16 protein-coding genes are annotated in these 15,628 nt (G+C 66.3%); 7 read left to right on the top strand and 9 right to left on the bottom strand.

Annotated features, from left to right (window positions below; genetic code table 11):
- Positions 1–18 precede the first annotated feature (18 nt).
- From ACQP2D_RS09480 to ACQP2D_RS09460, 5 genes are all read right to left on the bottom strand, one after another.
- Positions 19–756, bottom strand: a complete 738-nt coding sequence (locus tag ACQP2D_RS09480; RefSeq protein WP_433683337.1) for a DsbA family protein — start codon at positions 754–756, stop codon at positions 19–21.
- Between the two features lie 129 nt (positions 757–885).
- A complete protein-coding gene (locus ACQP2D_RS09475) occupies positions 886–2,082 on the bottom strand; it encodes an MFS transporter (RefSeq protein WP_433683336.1) in 1,197 nt (398 codons plus the stop codon).
- Between the two features lie 316 nt (positions 2,083–2,398).
- Positions 2,399–4,039 (bottom strand): phosphoglucomutase (alpha-D-glucose-1,6-bisphosphate-dependent), encoded by a 1,641-nt coding sequence (pgm, locus tag ACQP2D_RS09470; protein ID WP_433683335.1) that lies wholly within the window; start codon positions 4,037–4,039, stop codon positions 2,399–2,401.
- 47 nt (positions 4,040–4,086) lie between these two features.
- Positions 4,087–4,605: a DUF190 domain-containing protein gene (locus ACQP2D_RS09465; protein WP_433683334.1), complete on the bottom strand. Its 519-nt coding sequence runs from the start codon at positions 4,603–4,605 to the stop codon at positions 4,087–4,089.
- A 77-nt stretch (positions 4,606–4,682) separates the two neighbouring features.
- Positions 4,683–5,051, bottom strand: a complete 369-nt coding sequence (locus tag ACQP2D_RS09460) for a fluoride efflux transporter FluC (RefSeq protein ID WP_433683333.1) — start codon at positions 5,049–5,051, stop codon at positions 4,683–4,685.
- Positions 5,052–5,193: 142 nt separating this feature from the next.
- On the opposite strand from ACQP2D_RS09460, the gene ACQP2D_RS09455 reads away from it, so the two are divergent.
- Positions 5,194–6,492, top strand: coding sequence for a lipase family protein (locus ACQP2D_RS09455; protein ID WP_433683332.1), 1,299 nt, complete (start codon positions 5,194–5,196; stop codon positions 6,490–6,492).
- 79 nt (positions 6,493–6,571) lie between these two features.
- Here the strand turns inward: ACQP2D_RS09455 and ACQP2D_RS09450 are convergent, their stop codons facing one another.
- On the bottom strand, positions 6,572–8,071 hold the full coding sequence (locus ACQP2D_RS09450) for an MFS transporter (RefSeq protein ID WP_433683331.1): 1,500 nt from the start codon (positions 8,069–8,071) through the stop codon (positions 6,572–6,574).
- A 117-nt stretch (positions 8,072–8,188) separates the two neighbouring features.
- On the opposite strand from ACQP2D_RS09450, the gene ACQP2D_RS09445 reads away from it, so the two are divergent.
- On the top strand, positions 8,189–8,863 hold the full coding sequence (locus ACQP2D_RS09445) for a TetR/AcrR family transcriptional regulator (RefSeq protein ID WP_433683330.1): 675 nt from the start codon (positions 8,189–8,191) through the stop codon (positions 8,861–8,863).
- A 55-nt stretch (positions 8,864–8,918) separates the two neighbouring features.
- Positions 8,919–10,214, top strand: a complete 1,296-nt coding sequence (locus tag ACQP2D_RS09440) for a D-arabinono-1,4-lactone oxidase (RefSeq protein WP_433683329.1) — start codon at positions 8,919–8,921, stop codon at positions 10,212–10,214.
- A gap of 278 nt (positions 10,215–10,492) precedes the next feature.
- Here ACQP2D_RS09440 and ACQP2D_RS09435 read toward each other — a convergent pair whose 3' ends face one another.
- Complete coding sequence (locus ACQP2D_RS09435; protein WP_433683328.1) at positions 10,493–11,239, bottom strand: SIR2 family NAD-dependent protein deacylase; 747 nt, start codon at positions 11,237–11,239, stop codon at positions 10,493–10,495.
- A 133-nt stretch (positions 11,240–11,372) separates the two neighbouring features.
- On the opposite strand from ACQP2D_RS09435, the gene ACQP2D_RS09430 reads away from it, so the two are divergent.
- The 3 genes from ACQP2D_RS09430 (at position 11,373) to ACQP2D_RS09420 (ending at position 13,475) form a co-directional block, all read left to right on the top strand.
- Positions 11,373–12,281 carry an oxygenase MpaB family protein gene (locus ACQP2D_RS09430; protein WP_433683327.1) on the top strand — a complete coding sequence of 303 codons (909 nt, stop codon included), beginning with the start codon at positions 11,373–11,375 and terminating at the stop codon, positions 12,279–12,281.
- A 336-nt stretch (positions 12,282–12,617) separates the two neighbouring features.
- Positions 12,618–13,031: an arsenate reductase ArsC gene (locus tag ACQP2D_RS09425; RefSeq protein WP_433683326.1), complete on the top strand. Its 414-nt coding sequence runs from the start codon at positions 12,618–12,620 to the stop codon at positions 13,029–13,031.
- Positions 13,032–13,079: 48 nt separating this feature from the next.
- Positions 13,080–13,475 carry a VOC family protein gene (locus ACQP2D_RS09420; RefSeq protein WP_433683325.1) on the top strand — a complete coding sequence of 132 codons (396 nt, stop codon included), beginning with the start codon at positions 13,080–13,082 and terminating at the stop codon, positions 13,473–13,475.
- A gap of 15 nt (positions 13,476–13,490) precedes the next feature.
- On the opposite strand, the gene ACQP2D_RS09415 is transcribed toward ACQP2D_RS09420, so the two are convergent.
- Positions 13,491–14,201 (bottom strand): helix-turn-helix domain-containing protein, encoded by a 711-nt coding sequence (locus ACQP2D_RS09415; RefSeq protein ID WP_433683324.1) that lies wholly within the window; start codon positions 14,199–14,201, stop codon positions 13,491–13,493.
- A 145-nt stretch (positions 14,202–14,346) separates the two neighbouring features.
- Here ACQP2D_RS09415 and ACQP2D_RS09410 point away from each other — a divergent pair, with 145 nt between their 5' ends.
- On the top strand, positions 14,347–14,991 hold the full coding sequence (locus ACQP2D_RS09410) for a winged helix-turn-helix transcriptional regulator (protein ID WP_433683323.1): 645 nt from the start codon (positions 14,347–14,349) through the stop codon (positions 14,989–14,991).
- Positions 14,992–15,079: 88 nt separating this feature from the next.
- Here the strand turns inward: ACQP2D_RS09410 and ACQP2D_RS09405 are convergent, their stop codons facing one another.
- On the bottom strand, positions 15,080–15,565 hold the full coding sequence (locus ACQP2D_RS09405) for a hypothetical protein (RefSeq protein WP_433683322.1): 486 nt from the start codon (positions 15,563–15,565) through the stop codon (positions 15,080–15,082).
- Positions 15,566–15,628: the final 63 nt, after the last annotated feature.

Genomic DNA, 15,628 nt, shown 5'->3' with positions numbered 1-15,628 from the left:
TCGCCCGGCACGAACCGGTCACTTGGTGAGGTCGACCACCCATTCGTGGTTGTTCACGTCGACCTTGTCCTTGCCATCGAAAACGGCGGGCGTAGCAACCTCACCGTTCGCATCGGTCAGCGCGGCACGCGCCATCTGGGCGTGGATCTTCGCCGCGTCGAGCTTCGCGCCGGAACTGATGCACTGCACCGTCTCCAGCGACGCGCCCGCCTCCTTCGCGACATTGGCCAGATCCTCATTGCTGAGATCCGCGCCGCCTTCCTTCGGCTGCTTCGAGGTGAACAGCAGGGCGTGGAACTTCGAGTACACCGGACCGGAGCCGGTCTCCGCGATGCATTCGTTCGCCGCGACCGCCCGGGTCGAGTAGTCCTTGCTCTTGGACTTGGAGTCGAGGAATGTCACCAGGTGATAGCGCACCGCGAGCCTGCCCTCGTCCATCTTCTGCGCGATCTCCTGACCGTAGAGCCGCTCCAGCGCACCACAGGACGGACACAACGGATCCTCGTACACGTCGATCGTCTTCGACGCATCCCCCCGCCCCAGCAGAATCGCACCGCTCTTCTGGTCCAACACCGCGGTCACCCCCGCATCATGAACCGCCCCGTACCCGTCATTACGGATCGAGGCATCATCCCGCCCCCACCTAACAGCAAGAATCACGATCAACGCAATGAGCACAAGTGCCACGCCCCCCAGCGCATACGTGGTCACATTGGACACCGGCCGCGGCGTGTACTTCGAACCCGATTCGGTCACCCCCACACTCTGCCCCACCCCGCCCCCACCTCCACCCCGAGGGGTCCTGGACCATGATCATCATGCGCTCATGCAGGTAAACGTCGGGAACGGTCCCGCATCAGCGCATGTCCAACTCCTCGGGCTGGGTTAGGGGCGGGGGGTGGGGGGCTTGTCGAGTGCGGGGCGTTTGTGTAGGGGTTCGGGGACTAGGGTCCAGACTGCGGCGGCGACCGCGAGTAGGGCGCCGGTGAGGGCGAGTGCGAGGCCGTAGGAGAAGTTCTGGGCTACGGCGCCTACCGCGACCGGGCCGATGACCGTGCCGAGATCGGCGGCCATCTGGAATCCGGCGAGCACCGGGCCACCGCGGGCCTTCGGTCCGATGACATCCGCGACGGCCGCCTGCTGGGCGGGGGTGAACATGCCCGATCCGAGTCCGGCGACGAATGAGGTCGCCAACAGCCAGGGCAGGTCCGCGGCGATACCGAGTCCTGCGGTGCCGATCGCGCAGATCAGGGATCCGGCGATCAGGAACGGCTTGCGGCCGAATCGGTCGGAGAGCCTGCCGGAGGCGAACAGCACCGCAACATTGCCCGCCGCGAACACCGTCAGTGTCACACCGGCCATACCCGGTTTCTGATGCAGCACTTCGACCACGAGCAGCGGCACCAACGCCATGCGCACACCGAATACGGCAGCGCCATTGGCGAAATTCGACAGCAGCACCGCGCGGTACTCCGACCGGGACAGGCCCTCGCGGAACGACATCAACCGCAGTCCGTCAACGGGTTCGGGGGCGGCCAAGGTCGAATGCCGCAGGTTCACATAGACCACCGCGGTGGCGAGCAGCAGCGCCGCCGCGTAGATCAGGAACGGCGCCCGCAGCCCGAGCCCGGCGAGCGCACCGCCGACCAATGGCCCGCTCACCGATCCGATCAAAAAGCTCGTCGACCACAGCCCGGACACCCGGCCGCGCTGCGCGGGCGGTGACATCCGGATGACCAGCGCCAGCGACGATACGGTGAACATGGTCGACCCGACACCGCCGGCCGATCGCAGCACCAGCAGCTGCCAATAGCTCTGCGCGAACGCACTCGCCCCGGTCGAGACCGCGACGATCAGCAGTCCACCCAGATAGACCGACCGCTCCCCCAACCGCTGCACCAATCGACCACTGACCGGCGCGAACAGCAGCCGCATCAGGGCGAAAGCACTGACGATCGCCGACGCGGCGGCGACACCGACCCCGAACCCACGTGCGAACTGCGGCAACACCGGTGCCACCAGACCGAATCCGACGGCGATGACAAACGATGCGCCAACCAACACCCAGATCTCGACCGGCAAGGAACCCGCCCCACTCGATCCAGCAGCAGCCCCGGCCCGCCCTCCAACCGAATCCGACGCCACCGCCGACCCCAATGCCCTCGCCGGTCCCCTTGTCTGCACCGCACCCCATGTCGTCGATCCCCTCGGCACCACTGAACCGGGCGCACCCGCTGTCCCTGGCGAACCGAGCGAACCCACCAAATCCGCCGAACCCGACGCCACCGTCGACCCCACTATCCGCGCCGATCCCCCCGGCAGCGCCGAATCCGCCGACGCACCCGCACCGAGCGAACCCGCCAAATCTGCCGACCCCGACGACCCCGTAGCCGATCTATCACTCACCGGACAGCGCCTGCCCCACCACTTCCTCCGCGGCCGCCTGCACCTGTGCCAAATGCTCGGGTCCTTGGAACGATTCCGCGTAGATCTTGTACTTGTCCTCGGTTCCCGACGGCCGCGCCGCGAACCACGCGTTCTCCGTGGTGACCTTCAATCCGCCCAGCGGGGCGCCATTGCCGCGCGCCCGGGTGAGCACCGCCGTGATCGGCTCACCGGCGATCTCCTTTGTGGTGATCATGTCCGGTGTCAACCTCGCGAGCAGTGCTTTCTGTTCCGGGGTCGCGGCGGCATCGATCCGCGCATAGGCCGGACTGCCGTAGCGCTTCTCGAGTTCGACGTAGCGCGCCGACGGACTCTGACCGGTGACCGCGGCGACCTCGGTGGCCAGCAGGGCGAGCAGGATGCCGTCCTTATCGGTGGTCCACACGGTGCCGTCCATCCGCAGGAACGACGCGCCCGCACTCTCCTCACCGCCGAAAGCCAGACTGCCGCTGAACAATCCGGGTACGAAGAATTTGAAGCCGACCGGCACCTCGTACACATCGCGACCGAGTACGCTGACCACCCGGTCGATCATCGACGAACTCACCGCCGTCTTGCCGATCTTGGTCAGCGCGTCCCAGCCCATCCGGTTCGCGACGAGATATTCGATGGCGACCGCGAGGAAATGGTTCGGATTCATCAGACCACCGTCGGGGGTGACGATGCCGTGCCGGTCCGCGTCGGCATCGTTGCCGGTGGAGATGTCGTAGTCATCCTTGATGGCGATCAGTGAGGCCATCGCATAGCGCGAGGACGGATCCATCCGGATCTTGCCGTCGGAATCCAGGGTCATGAACCGCCAGGTCGGATCGACGAACGGGTTGACGACCTCGAGCTCGAGGTCGTAGCGCTGCCCGATCTCCTCCCAGTAGTCGACACTGGCCCCGCCCATCGGATCCGCGCCGAGCCGGATCCCGGCACCGCGAATGGCGTCCAGGTTCAACACATTCGGCAGATCGGCGATGTAGTGGTCGAGATAGTCGTAGCGCTCGACGCCGTTCTCCAGCGCATGCCGCAGCGTGGTCCGCCGCACACCGGCCAATCCGCCGCGCAACAGTTCGTTGGCGCGGGTGGCGATGGCATCGGTGGCCTTGGTATCGGCCGGACCACCGTGCGGCGGATTGTATTTGAAGCCGCCGTCGCGCGGCGGATTGTGCGAGGGCGTGACGACGATGCCGTCGGCCTGATGTCTGGCGCCGCCGCGATTGTGGCGCAGCACCGCATGGCTCAGGGCGGGCGTCGGGGTGTAGCGGTCGCGGGCATCGATCATCGTGGTCACATCGTTGGCGGCGAGCACCTCGAGTGCGGTGGTCCATGCGGGCTCGGATAGCGCGTGGGTGTCGCGGGCCAGATAGACCGGACCGGTAATGCCGCGCGTGGCACGGTATTCCACGATCGACTGGGTGATCGCCAGAATGTGCGCCTCGTTGAACGCGCAGTCCAGACTCGAACCACGATGCCCCGAGGTACCGAAGGCGACCTGCTGTGCGGGATCGGCCGGATCCGGGATGCGGCTGTAATAGGCCGTCACCAGACGCGCGATGTCCTCCAGGTCGGAGGGGCGCGCGGGTCGCCCGGCTCGATCATGGGCCATGCTCGGGTCTCCCTTCCGTGTCGGCTGCGCCCGGCTCGTCATCAAAATCATGGCCACAACCACCGGGTCGTGGCCGCGGCGGCGTACACCGCGGTCAGGCTGGTCACGACGCTGAGCACCACATTGCCCACCGCATACGCGTGGGCGCCCTCGACAGCGAGGCGGATCGTCTCGTAGCCGAAGGTGCTGAATGTGGTGAGCACGCCACAGAAGCCTGTTCCCGCGGCGGCCAACAGCCAGCTGTTCGCGCTGGCGCCGATCAGTCCACCGAGCAGCGCCGAACCGACAATGTTAACGGTCAATGTGCCCGGCGGCAGCAGAGATTCGAATCGCGCGGCAACCGCCGCCAGGATCCGGCTGGTGTGGATGCGCGCGGACGCGCCGTCGCCCTCCACTCCGCGCCACACGCTGGCGCCCGCCAGTCCGGCGTCGCGGGCACGCCGCACGATCTCGGGGTACACGGGTCCGTGCCGCGACTTGTCGTCCTCGTCGAGCAGGATCGTCAGTCGCGCGGCCGACTGCCACTGTCCCGCAGCCGGACCAGCGCCCGCCGGTGAATCATCCATCGCCTGACCCCCTTCCGTCGTGCTCTCCACTGTTCAACTCGTTCGTCGTGCCGTACCAGCCGCCCACCGTGCCACAGTCATGCCGAGCACGACCGCCCCCGATACCGCCACCATCGTCCCCCCGAGATAACCGAGCGCCGGACCGCGGCACCCGATTCGAGCAGTCTACGAACCTCGACGCTGTAGGTGGAAAAAGTGGTGAAGCCGCCGAGGAATCCGATACCGAGGAAGGGGCGCAGCAGTCTGTGGGCTACCCACACTTCGGTGATCAGAACCATCAGAATTCCGATCGCAAAGCATCCCATGACGTTGATCGTGAACGTCGACCAGGGGACCTGATGTGGTTGCGCCGGCCACCAGAGGCCGATGGCACAGCGCAGCAGCGCGCCGAGACCACCGCCGAGGGAGATCACGATGAGCACCACCGGCGCAATGCTAACGGTCACCGGATGATCCGCATATCCGGGACGCCGGCGCACGCTATGAGCAGCGCTGTTCGTTGACATGGCAGCCCCTAGCACGTACGAATGCCTGGAAGGTTTGGCCGAAGTTCCCACCTACCCCTACAGAGACAGGTCGGGAGCGATGATGGCGGCACGACGGGGAGTATCCAACGCGCCTCGGAATACGGCGGAAGGCCGCCGGACCGGGTGTCAGCAACTGTTCGGCAGATCGATTCGTCGGATACGGATATGGCGACTGTCGGTCCGGCGACTCGGTGTCGCGATCTCGGCGGCCGCGCTGGCCGGACTCGGTGGTGCACCGCCCGCGATCGCACAGCCGACCTATCCGATTCCGGATCCGGACGGTTTCTATTGGGCGCCACCGGATGTGGGTAACTTCCAGCCCGGCGATGTGATCCGCAGCAGGCCGGTGGCCGCGACGGGCTTCCCCGGCGCGACGGCATGGCAGCTGCTGTACCGGTCGACCAATTCGGCGGGCGATCCCATCGCCGCGGTGACCACGGTGCTGCTACCAGTGGGTGGCGGACTCAGTCGGCCGCTGGTGTCTTATCAACCGGCCATCAATTCGCTCGGCCTGCAGTGCGCACCCTCGCACAGCCTCTTCGACGGCGGAATGCAGGAGGCGCCCATGCTCAATGTGCTGCTGGCCCGCGGCTGGGCGGTGGCCGTTCCGGACCATCTCGGCCCGACCAGCGCCTACGGCACGGCCCGCCTCGGCGGCATGCTGACACTCGACGGTATCCGGGCGGTAAAACGTTTCCCACCAGCCGATCTCGCGGGCAGCCCGGTCGGCATGACCGGATACTCCGGCGGCGGCATGGCGACCGGATTCGCGGCGGCCCTCGCCCCGGAGTACGCGCCGGAACTGCCGATCGTCGGAGTGGCACAGGGCGGCGTGCCGGTGAATATCGGCAAACTCGCCCGCGAGGTAGGCCAGGCGCCGAACCGGTTGTTCGGCCTCGGTTTTGCCGCCGGAATGGGGTTGGAGCGCGAATACCCGACCCAGCTGGCGATGGAACGGGTCCTCAATCCGGCGGGATGGGCACTGCGCGACCAGGTCGCCAACGCCTGCACCAGCGAGATCATCGCGGCGGGCGCGAACAAGGACTTCGACGATGTCTTCACCGGCTCGGTGTTCGACGCGGACGCGAACGCGATCAGGGTGATGGACGAGAACAGCCTGGAGACCTATTCCGGCGTACCGCGCGCGCCGTTGTACGAATGGCACGGCACCAATGACCACGATGTCGACCCCTGGCTGGCCCGGGATGTGATGAGCCGCTACTGCGCGGCGGGCACCCCGGTGCTGCTCGATCTGATCCCGGGCGCCGACCACAACTCGGCGATCTTCATCGGCGCGCCACGGGCATTCAGCTATCTGTCCGATCGTTTCGCGGGCCTCCCGGCCCCCAGCAACTGCTGATACCGGATTGCCGGTACACCGAAAACACAACGCCCGCGTCATCATTGACGCGGGCGCTGTGCTGTTCGAGCGGAACAGTTCAGTGCACGATGACCGGCTCACCCTCGGATGGCGCTGGCACCGTATTCGGCATCAGGAATGCAGTGATGACCGCACCGGCCACGAAAATCGCAGTGGCCCACCAGAAGCTGGTCGTGTAGCTCTCGATCTGCGCCTGTGCCATTGCCAGTGGACCCGGCTGATGCGTGGACAGGTAGTCCGTCGCGGCCGAGGCGGCGATGGTGCTCAGCAGCGCCGTGCCGATCGAACCGCCGACCTGCTGGCTGGTGTTGATCATCGCCGAGGCCACACCCGCGTCCTCGTGGTGCACACCGGCCGTCGCGCCCTGGAAGGCGGTCGACATCGCGCCACCGAGGCCCAGACCCATCAGGATCAGCGCGGGCAGGATATTCCCGACATAGCTGCTGTCCAGGCCGATCTGGGTCAGCCATGCCATGCCGAGCGCGGCGACCAGGAAGCCACCGGCGACCGCTACCTTCGGACCGACCCTCGGCAGCAGCAGCGAGGGCACCGTGGTCGAGGAGGCGATCATGCCCGCCACCAGCGGCAGGAAGGCCAGACCGGTCTTGATCGGCGAGTAGCCCATGCTCAGCTGCATGTAGTAGGTCAGGAACAGGAAGATCGCGAACATCCCGATGCCCATGACGAATACCGTCATGAACGAACCGCCGCGGGTGCGATCCATGACGATGCGCAGCGGCAGCAGCGGATATGCCACTCGCGTCTCGATCGCCACGAACACCGCGAGCAGCGCCGCGCCGCCGATCAGGAAGCCGAGGGTGACCGGATTGGTCCAGCTGGTCGATTCGGCGTGCGAGAAACCGTAGACGATGCCGAACAGCGCGGCGGTCACCACGACGGTGCCGGGGATGTCGAGCTTGGGCCGCTCGGTCACCACATGCCGTGCCAGCAGCAGCACCGCACCGACCAACGCGACCGCGGCGAAGCCGAGGTTGACGAACATCACCCAGCGCCACGACGCCCATTCGGTGAGCATGCCGCCGAGCAGCAGGCCGATCGCGCCGCCGGCACCGGCGACCGCACCGAAGATGCCGAAGGCCTTGGCCCGCTCGGATGGTTCGGTGAAGGTGACCGTCAGCAGCGACAATGCGGCCGGTGCCAGCAATGCGCCGAAGACGCCCTGCCCGACTCGGGCCGCGACCAACATCTCGAAGCTGGTCGCCGCGCCGCCGACCGCGGAGGCGACGGCGAATCCGACCAGGCCGATAATGAAGGTGTTGCGTCGGCCGAACAGGTCACTGAGTCGGCCACCGAGCAGCAACAGGCTGCCGAAGGCAAGGGCGTAACCGGTGACGACCCACTGCCGGTCGCCGTCGCTGAAACCGAGGTCCAGTTGCGCTGCGGGCAGCGCGATATTCACGACGGTCGCGTCGAGCACCACCATGAGCTGAGCCACGCCGAGTACGGCGAGCACCCACCAGCGCAGGGCATGCGAGCCGCGGCGGCCCGAGTCAGATTTCTCGGGGGCGGGTGCCCCACGGTCCAACGTGGTAGTCATGTGTCCCCTTATGTCTCGAGTCTTATCCGGAGGTGATTCCTCCGCTTACCGGACTAAGCTAACACAATAACGGAGACAACACCTCCGCTTAATCCCGCTTATTGCTAGGATGTTCCTGTGAATCACGCCACTACCGTGCCTCCACCTCGGCGTCTGCGTGCCGACGCTGCTCGCAATCAGCAGCGGATCGTCGAGGCGGCCCGCCAGCTCTTCGCCGATCACGGACTCGAGATCACCCTCGACGATGTGGCCGAACGCGCCGGGGTCGGCGTCGGCACCGTCTACCGACGTTTTGCCAACAAGAAGGAATTGATCGCCGAGGTCTTCGAACAGAACGTCGGCGAGTTCGCCGTCGCCGCCGAAGCCGCCGCGCAGCATCCGGACCCCTGGCTGGGGCTGGTTCAGTTCTTCGAGTACGCCTGCACCCACCTGGCTACCAATCGTGGCTTCAGCGAGGTGATGCTCGAACTCGAGGAGGATATGGACCGCTTCGCCCAGTTGCGCGACCGGATCAAGCCGACGGTGGCCGCGGTCATCGATCGCGCGCGCGAAGCGGGCGCACTGCAGCCCGATATCGAGCCCTCGGACTTCTTCGCGCTGATCCACATGGTCGACGCACTCGCCGAGTTCTCCAAGCCGGTGAACCCGACCACCTGGCAGCGCTATATGGCCATCGCACTCAATGGCGTACGCAGCGATACCGCGCCGCGCCGACCGCTTCCGGTACCTCCATTGACGGATGAGGAAGTCGAACAGGCCAAGACGTTCGTCTGCGCGGGCAGAAAGCGCTAGCGCAAAAATCGGACATATCTAGCGCATATATGACCGTTCCCCTAAAGTTGGACATATGACCAACTCGTGGGGGAACTGGGCCGGCGATCAGCAGTGCGCTCCGGCCGCCATTGCCGCCCCTCGCAATTCCGAAGAATTGGCCGCGATCATCGGCCGCGCCGCCAGCACCGGACAGACTGTACGCGTCGCCGGAGCGGGCCATTCCTTCACCGATGCCGTGCTGACCGACGGCATCCTGGTGAACCTCGCGAAGATGAACCGCATCCTCACCGTGGACCGGGAGACCGGCCGGGTTCGAGTCGAGGCGGGCATCACCCTCAATGCCGCTAGTACCGCACTGCATCCGCTCGGCCTGGCGTTCCCCAATCTGGGCGATATCGATGTGCAGACCGTCGCCGGCGCCACCGCCACGGGCACCCATGGCACTGGCTCGACCCTGCAGAACCTCTCGGCCGCACTGCAATCCATCGAGTTGGTACTCGCCGACGGCAGCCGGGTCGAGGTGAACGAGCAGACCGATCCGGACGGCTGGCGGGCGGCGCGGGTCAGCGTCGGCGCGCTGGGCGTGGTCAGTGCGGTCACCTTGCAGTTGGTGCCCTCGTTCGTGCTCGAGGGGATCGAGCGGCCGGTACCGGTCGAGGAGATCCTCGCGGATCTGGACTCCTATGTCGACGGCAACCAGCATTTCGAGTTCTACTTGTTCGGACACAGTCCGCTCGCGATGACCAAGCGCAACAACCCCGTCGACCTGCCGGAGCAACCGCGCGGTAAGGCCGCCGACTGGTTCGCCGACATCCTGATGTCCAACTACGCCTTCGACGCGCTGTGTCGGCTGGGCAAGCGGCAGCCGCGGCTGGTGCCGTGGATCCATCGCGGTGCGGCGTACGCGGGCAGCTACCGTCGCCAGGTCGACCGCTCCTATCGAGTCTTCGCCTCGCCCCGCCTGATTCGCTTCACCGAAATGGAGTACGCGATCCCGCGCGAGCATTCCGCCGCCGCCATCCGCGAGATCAAGGAACTCTCGACGAAGTTCGATACCCCCATGCCGATCGAGGTGCGCTGGGTCGCACCCGATGACGCATTCCTGTCCCCCGCCAGTGGCCGCGACACCTGCTACATCGCCGTGCACCAATATCGCGGGATGGACTTCGAACCGTATTTCCGCGCCTGCGAAGCGGTTTTCGACAAGTACAACGGCCGCCCGCACTGGGGCAAGCGCCACTTCCAGACCGCCGAGACGCTCCGGCCGCGGTACCCGGACTGGGACCGCTTCGCCGAGGTGCGCCGCCGTTTCGACCCGAAGGGCCGCTTCGCGAACCGGTACATCGAACGAGTCCTCGGCTCTGTTTGATTTGCAGCGCCTGCGGCGCTGCGTGTTCGCGGCCCCCTGGTGTCTCGCGTCCGAGCCGTCGAGACTCGCGCCTGCGGCGCATGCGCTTCGACGACTCGGACGCGAGACGGGCCGCGAACGTCGCTCGTAAGACTCGCTCCCTTGTCGTCACCCCGAGCGGGCAGTTCGAGCCCAGTGGTCGAGACTCGCGCCTGCGGCGCATGCGCTTCGACGACTCGGACGCGAGACGCGCGAACAGTCGCTCGTAGGACTCGCTCCATGCTGGCCGAGTCAGGTAGTCAGCTGGCCAGTATTTCGGATACCAGGCGCGGTAGCGCGGTGCCGATGGGTTCGCGGATGACCTCGGTGGCGATGCCGTCGTAGGGCGTGGGCTCGGCGTTGACGATGACCAGATCCGCGCCGCCGTCAACGGCGATCGCGCACATCGACGCGGCGGGCTCCACCTGCAGCGAGGAGCCGATGGCCAGGAAGATATCGCTGGCCTCGGCGGTCAGCGCGGCCTTGGTCATGGTGCGCCGGTCCATCTGCTGGCCGAACATGATGGTCGCCGATTTCAGGATGCCGCCGCAGGCCGGGCACGGCGGATCCGCCTCACCTGCCGCCACGCGAGCCAGGGTGGCGGCCATGGTCGTCTGGTAATCGCAGCCGACGCAGACGACTTCGAACATATTGCCGTGGATCTCGATCACCCGGCCCGGCGAGGATCCGGCGCGCTGGTGCAGCCGGTCGATGTTCTGAGTGATGATCGTGATGGTGCGTCCGGCGCGCTCCAGGTCGGCGAGTGCGGTGTGCGCGGCATTCGGCTCGGCCTGCCAGGCCGGATTGTCGCGGCGCGCAAGCCAGGACCGTTTACGCAGCTCCGGATCGGCGAGGTAGGCGTCATAGGTCGACAGCAGTTCGGCGATGGGATCCTTCGTCCACACCCCGCGCGGGCCACGGAAGTCCGGTATGCCGGAATCGGTGGAGATGCCCGCACCGGTGAGCACGCCGATCCGCCCGTCACGATTGCGCCAGTCGGTCGTCATATCGAATCAGCCTAGGGCGCTGCGCGATCCATGCCCACAGCGATCGGTCGGCCGCTACGACGAGCCAAGTTCATGAGAGATTGTTACACTAAGTCTCTCATGTTCTTGGAAGGGCCGATCAAAGGAGATCGCAATGACCGCCGCCGTCGCATTCGACAGCAGTTCAGGGACCGGACCGCAGCGCCGCCCATTCGCACCGGGTACGCGGATGTGGGACGAGACCGGGTTGATCACCTTCTCCCTGACGGCCGGTTCGGCGTTCCTGCTGCAGACCATGGAGCCGACCATCTCCGCCGTGGTCGATGCGCACTCCACCTTCCGGACCGATCCGCTCGGGCGCGCGGTGCGCAGCATCGGTTCGGTAATGATGTGGATCTACGGCGGCGACGAGGCGATCGCCGAGGCGGATCGGCTGCGCAAGATGCACGCCTCGCTCAACACCACCACTCCGGACGGCGTGCGGCACACGGCACTGGCCTCCGGCCCGTGGGCGTGGGTCCTGCACACCGGCACCTTCGCCTTCACCGAGAACGCGGAGTACTTCTCCCGCCGCCCGCTCACCGCGGCCGAGAAGGAGGCGTACTACCAGGAGACGGTGCAGCTCATGCGCAATTTCTCGGTGGCTCCCAAGGAGGTTCCGGCGAACTACGCCGAATTCGAGAAGTTCTTCGCGGATATGGTCGAGAACCACCTGCAGGAGACCAGCACCGCACACGACTACCTGAAGGTGATCCGGTCCGTCGCGCCGCCGCGGCAGCTGCCGCGCGCATTGCGGCCGGTGTGGAAGCGCGTGGTGTCGCCGGTGGGACGGCTGCAGTACTTCGTCACCGTCGGCACCACCCCGGAGCCCGCGCGCCGCAAGCTCGGACTGACCTGGACCGCATCCGATGAACGCAAACTGAAGGCGGTGGGCTGGTTCATCGCCCGCGCGGTGCCGCTGCTGCCGGAGCGTGTGCGCTACTTCCCGATCGCGTACGAGGCGCGTCGGCTGGAGCGCGATCGCGCCCGACTGCGCAAGGTCATCGATCTGCGTCCCCTGTGAGTTATGGCGCGCTCGACTGCGACGAGCGCCATCACGAAGGGCCCGCGGTTGCCGATTCGGCACCGCGGGCCCCGCTGTATGCAGGCAAAATACAGAATGTATGACCGACCGGTTTCTTCTTGGCCGATATCCCGCGCGCCGCAACAACTCTCGAGCGAGCGGCCTCGAGATACCTTGGCGGACAAAGTCGGCCCCCTCGTCGCGAAACGCACTCGCCCCGCCCTGGTATACGTATCACGCACCCTACGACGCAGACCCGGTGCACACTGTGCCCGACATTTCCGACATCGCGCCCAGCACAGCTCCGATACACCAGCCTGAAAGGTTTTCCCGCGTATGGCTCACAAGCCCATCGTGCTGTTCGTCTGTGTCCACAATGCGGGCCGGTCGCAAATGGCCGCCGGATTCCTCGACACGCTCGCCGCTGACCGCATCGATGTGCGTTCCGCGGGCAGCGTGCCCGCCGACGAACTCAACCCGGCAGCCGTCGCGGTCATGGCCGAACTCGATATCGACATCTCCGCCCAAGCGCCCAAAGCGCTGACCGTTGACGCGGTGGCCATGTCCGATGTCGTCGTCACCATGGGCTGTGGCGACGTATGCCCGTTCTTCCCCGGCATCAGCTATCGCGACTGGATGCTGCCCGATCCGACCGGCGAGGACATCGCCATCGTGCGCTCGATCCGCGACCGGATCCGCATCCTGGTGGAGAACCTGATCGCCGAATTGATTCCGGCCACCGCCTGCTGAGTCCGATTTGTTCAATACACCCGCCGAAGTGCGGCATACGCTGCGGATATGACTCCACAACTGAACGTCATCGGCATTGTCGTCAGCGATATGACCGCCTCGCTCGCCTTCTACCGACGCTTGGGTCTCGAGTTCCCGGAGGGGTCGGAGAGCGAGGGCCACGTCGAAGCCGCACTGCCGGGCGACGTGCGCGTCACGCTGGATACCGAGGCGGTCGTCAAGTCCTTCCACGCCGACTGGCAGCGGCCGACGACGGCGGGCCGGATCGGATTGGCGTTCCAGTGCGCGGACCCGGCCGAAGTCGATGCGGTCTACGACGAACTCATCGGCGCGGGCTACCACGGCGAGTTGAAGCCATGGGACGCCTTCTGGGGCCAGCGCTATGCCACGATCCTGGATCCGGACGGCAATAGCGTCGATCTGTACGCGCCGCTGCCCAGTTGATCCGGTAACCGGGCGCTACGCGCGAGTCAGCAACTCGCTCAACCGCATTCCGGCCAGTTCGCGCACATCGCGCGCGAGATGGGCCTGGTCGGCGAATCCGGTGCGAAATGCGGTGTCCGCGAGCGGCACGCCGCTGCGGGCCACCGCGAGCGCCCGCTGCAGCCGCAGAATGCGCGCCAAGGTTTTAGGCCCGTAGCCGAATGCCGCGAGCGATCGCCGATGCAGCACCCGGGCACCGAGCCCGGCGGCGTCGGCGGTCTCCGCGACCGACCATCCGGCATCCAGTGCACCGACGATCCGCCGCAATATCGGATCGGGCGGCTCGGCCTCGTATGCCCGGCGCAATGCGATCGCCTCCAGCGCGGCGGGCTGATCCCGCGCCGCCCCCACCTGTTCCGCGAGCCGTCGCGCCGTCGCCGCGGACCACAGATCGGCCAACTCGACGCGCCTATCGCGCAACTCGTGCGCGGGCACGCCGAGCAACGAGGGTGCGGTCCCCGGTGCGAACCGAATCCCCACCCACCGCCGGCCGACCGCGCCATCGGCCGTATACGCCCGGGTATCCGGCCCGGCGACCAGCAATCTGCCTTCGCTCCACAGCAGATCCATACAGCCGTCCGGCAGCACCGGCAGCGCCGGTGCCCCGGTGGCGTTGGTGTTCGTCCACACCACGGCATCGGTGAGCCGCGACGGCCGCTCCCGATACCTCGACGCCACCTCTACCACGGATCCGAGGCTACCTGCGCCGCTCGCGCCGAAGGTCGCGCCTCAGTCGAAGAAGGCCAGCAGCGGTCGGCCAACCACCGCGACGGCTCCGCTAACATAAGATTTAGAAGTAAGGACACCATGTTTTAGAACGAGAGGAATGGCGATGGCGCGGCGCACCTACAACCAGTACTGCGGCCTGTCCCGCAGCCTCGATCTCGTCGGTGAACGGTGGACGCTGCTGATCGTCCGCGAACTGATGTCGGGACCGAAGCGCTACACCGATCTGGCCGATGCGCTCGACGGCATCGGCACCAGCCTGCTGGCCGCGCGCATCAAGCAGCTCGACGATGACGGCCTGATCACCCGGTACACACTGCCGCCACCGGCCGCGTCGCAGGTGTACGAGCTCACCTCGGCCGGTCGAGAACTCGCGACAGCGCTTGTCCCCCTTGCCATGTGGGGCATCCGGCACCAGTTCGACGAACCGCGTAAGGCCGAGGAGAGCTACCGCGCCGAATGGACGCTTGTCTTCCTCGCCACGCTCATCGACCCGCCCACGGATATGCGCGCGACGATCCAGTTCCACATCGACGGTTCCGCGGGGGCCATCCGGATCAGCGACGGACAGGCGAGCGTGATCCCCGGCGAAATCGGCAACGCGGACGCCACCATCACCACCGACCTACGCACCCTGGGCCGCATCGGCACCCGCGAACTCGATCCGGCGGATGTCGTCGATCGGGTGCAGGTAGCCGGTAACACCGAAATCGCCCTGCGCCTATTGGGTTTGGTCACCAACCGACGGTGACATTCGATGAATTCTCGGCCGCCCGATCGTCATGTCCAGCGGACTCGAGTTTCCGCGCCAGCACGGCGCCGGTGTGTCGAATCACCCGTCAGTGCGGAGTGATCCCGCGCGGGACGACCCGGATCACCGGATTGTCACCCGCGGCGATTTTCGACTCCGGATCCTTGCATCCCACGGTGACCTCGGCGCCCGGTGGCGAGGAAAAGGTCCACAGCGTCATCCACTCTTTCCCACCGATATTTTCCTGTTTGTTCGTATTGGTCGAACGTAGGTCTTCGTTGCGGCCGGTGCTGTCGGTAACGGTGCAGCGCAGACTCGTTGTCGCGGCGCTCCAGTCGACGGGCACCCTGATATCCATCACGGCATCGGCGGGAATGGGCACTTTCTTGGTCTCCCCCAGCGGAATTCGCGCACCGCCGCTGGGTTCCTCGGGTTCGGCGGCGGGCATCGCGCTCACCGAACTCGAGTCCGACGCGGTTGGCGATTGCGATGCGACCGTCGCGGACTTGTCATCCGAACACCCCGCCACGGCGACGGCCAGCGATGCCGTCACCGCCATCCAGATCAGTTTCACAGGTCAACCTCTCTTCGACAGAGCATGACTACAACTTCCAGATGGACGCAGACTACATGGCGC

Origin of the sequence: Nocardia sp. CA-119907 (genome assembly GCF_050955995.1) — a bacterium.
Taxonomy (GTDB): domain Bacteria; phylum Actinomycetota; class Actinomycetes; order Mycobacteriales; family Mycobacteriaceae; genus Nocardia.
This window is presented reverse-complemented; position numbering and strand designations above follow the sequence as displayed.

What these genes read in the sequence shown, in the direction of transcription:
- pgm (WP_433683335.1), bottom strand. Translation starts at nt 4,039, where the DNA reads ATGGCCCATGATCGAGCCGGGCGACCCGCGCGCCCCTCCGACCTGGAG.
- ACQP2D_RS09465 (WP_433683334.1), bottom strand. Translation starts at nt 4,605, where the DNA reads ATGGATGATTCACCGGCGGGCGCTGGTCCGGCTGCGGGACAGTGGCAG.
- ACQP2D_RS09455 (WP_433683332.1), top strand. Translation starts at nt 5,194, where the DNA reads ATGGCGGCACGACGGGGAGTATCCAACGCGCCTCGGAATACGGCGGAA.
- ACQP2D_RS09450 (WP_433683331.1), bottom strand. Translation starts at nt 8,071, where the DNA reads ATGACTACCACGTTGGACCGTGGGGCACCCGCCCCCGAGAAATCTGAC.
- ACQP2D_RS09440 (WP_433683329.1), top strand. Translation starts at nt 8,919, where the DNA reads ATGACCAACTCGTGGGGGAACTGGGCCGGCGATCAGCAGTGCGCTCCG.
- ACQP2D_RS09435 (WP_433683328.1), bottom strand. Translation starts at nt 11,239, where the DNA reads ATGACGACCGACTGGCGCAATCGTGACGGGCGGATCGGCGTGCTCACC.
- ACQP2D_RS09430 (WP_433683327.1), top strand. Translation starts at nt 11,373, where the DNA reads ATGACCGCCGCCGTCGCATTCGACAGCAGTTCAGGGACCGGACCGCAG.
- ACQP2D_RS09425 (WP_433683326.1), top strand. Translation starts at nt 12,618, where the DNA reads ATGGCTCACAAGCCCATCGTGCTGTTCGTCTGTGTCCACAATGCGGGC.
- ACQP2D_RS09420 (WP_433683325.1), top strand. Translation starts at nt 13,080, where the DNA reads ATGACTCCACAACTGAACGTCATCGGCATTGTCGTCAGCGATATGACC.
- ACQP2D_RS09410 (WP_433683323.1), top strand. Translation starts at nt 14,347, where the DNA reads ATGGCGCGGCGCACCTACAACCAGTACTGCGGCCTGTCCCGCAGCCTC.